Consider the following 1782-nt stretch of genomic DNA (forward strand, 5'->3'; position numbering starts at 1 on the left):
AGCCTGTCTTCGTGGCCTTCTTGAGCCGGTTGTCCACGTCGTAGGTGTAGGTCCACACCCCGTCGCCGCTCAGGTTGCCATTGGTGTCGTAGCTCCAGCTGTGGCTGGTGATCTCCCGCAGCGGGTTGCGGGTTTAGGCGTAGCTCTGGTCCTGTGCGGTGCCAGCGAGGTCGTGGCCCAGGCTCGCCAGCGTGCCTTGAGGGCTGTAGCCGTAGCTGGTGGTGGTGCCGTTGCCCAGCGTCACCGTGGTGCGGCGGGAGAGGTCGTCGTAGGCGTAGGTCGCGAGGTTCGTCGTGCCCAGTTCCTTGATCGCCGTCGGCCGGTTCAGGGCGTCGAAGGTGGTGGTGACGTAGAAGCTGGTTTCCGGCCAGGTCAGCTGGGTGCGGTTGCCCGCCGCGTCGTACTGGTAGGTGAGCGTCTTGGTGCCCAGCGTGGTGCTGAGCATCCTGCCCAGCGCGTCCCAGGTGTGGCTGGCGACACTGCTGTTGTTGGCGTACTTGGACTGGGTGCGCCGCCCCAGCAGGTCGTAGGTGAAGACGACGTTGTCCGCGGTGGCGGGGTAAGTACACGCTATCAACTACGCCATTTCGACAGTGGGCGGATCAAGCGAAAGCACGTCGACGACGTCATTGATTGCCGCGACCGAGTAGTGCCCCAGGGGCTGCCCAGACGCCGGACCACAGCGCTCCGCATTGAACCAAATGAGGAAGTCCGAATCATCGACGCGGTAAAAGCACTTGCTCAGCCCCCCTGTCTTTCGCATGGCCGATAAAGTAAGTAAGGCGTCTCCTTCATCAAGCTTTCGATATGCCATATAGGAGTCGAACTTTAAATGTATTCGGCGACCATCTGTACGGGCCAAGGTAAGCACGAGACAACCCGCACGATCAATCAGCTCTTCAAGATCAATACGCACATTGCCGACATACTCCTGCAATATCGGAATGTAGATACTCATGGGTCGTACCTCACCTTGTCGCGGTTCTTACCATTTTGGATCTCAAGAGTCGGGCGACCATCAGTGCTATCGGGCCTTACATTAATCTGGCGACCATCCGGCAGCGTACCCCGACGTCCTCCATCCGGTAGGGGAACAACATCCGCTGGACCTTTGGCATCGAAGTCTCTGTTTGCCTCATCCATGCCACCGCCCTTTTCCCATTGCGTGGTTCGACCTTTCGTCTTATCACCTAAGGTCGCACCAGGAACCGGAGGCTCCTTGCTGCCCGCCGAATTCGCCCCTTCGTTGTAGATGACGTTAACTTTACTCCCCAGCCACCATCCTGCACCAAACCCGCCTGCAGCGGTAACAGCTTCCCCCACCGCCGCGACCGCAGGCGGAATGCAGGGAATGCAGTACGCCACCTCAATACGCTCTCCTGTGAAGCTTGAACCCCACGGGAGCCCACCCACTCCACCGCTGAGTTGGCTACCCTCAACTGCATTCAACCCCAGTGGATCAATCCGATTAATCGGATTATTCCCCACATAGGCATACGGGTTCAGATCGTCCCGCGTGCCGATCGGGTCCGTCTGCAGGAAGCGCCCCAGCGCCGGCGAGTAGAACCGCGCCTTGTAGTAGTAGAGGTTCAGCCCGCCCAGGTACTGCTGCCCGGTGTAGCGGAAGCGCACGCCGGTGGTGACGTTCGGTTCGCCGAACGGGCCGTAGCTGTAGATCGCCGTGCTGGTGCCCGCGCTGTTCGCCGCCCCCACCACGCTGCCCAACTGGTCTGCGTACAGCCAGGTCTTGTTCGTCGTGCCCGTGCCTTCGTACCACACCAG

The 1782-nt window shown here is 60.4% G+C and carries 3 protein-coding genes; all 3 read right to left on the bottom strand.

Annotated features, from left to right (window positions below; translation table 11 throughout):
* Positions 1–133 precede the first annotated feature (133 nt).
* The gene (locus C7389_RS24665) at positions 134–577 is read right to left on the bottom strand and encodes a hypothetical protein (protein WP_211168625.1); all 444 of its coding nucleotides are present in this window, start codon (positions 575–577) and stop codon (positions 134–136) included.
* Positions 578–958, bottom strand: coding sequence for a hypothetical protein (locus tag C7389_RS24670; RefSeq protein WP_133595310.1), 381 nt, complete (start codon positions 956–958; stop codon positions 578–580).
* Positions 955–1782, bottom strand: an 828-nt coding sequence (locus tag C7389_RS24675; protein ID WP_133595311.1) for an RHS repeat-associated core domain-containing protein, incomplete at its 5' end; no start/stop codon positions are given. The genes C7389_RS24675 and C7389_RS24670, both read right to left, overlap by 4 nt.

It is taken from the genome of Azoarcus indigens (genome assembly GCF_004361735.1).
Lineage (GTDB): Bacteria > Pseudomonadota > Gammaproteobacteria > Burkholderiales > Rhodocyclaceae > Azoarcus > Azoarcus indigens.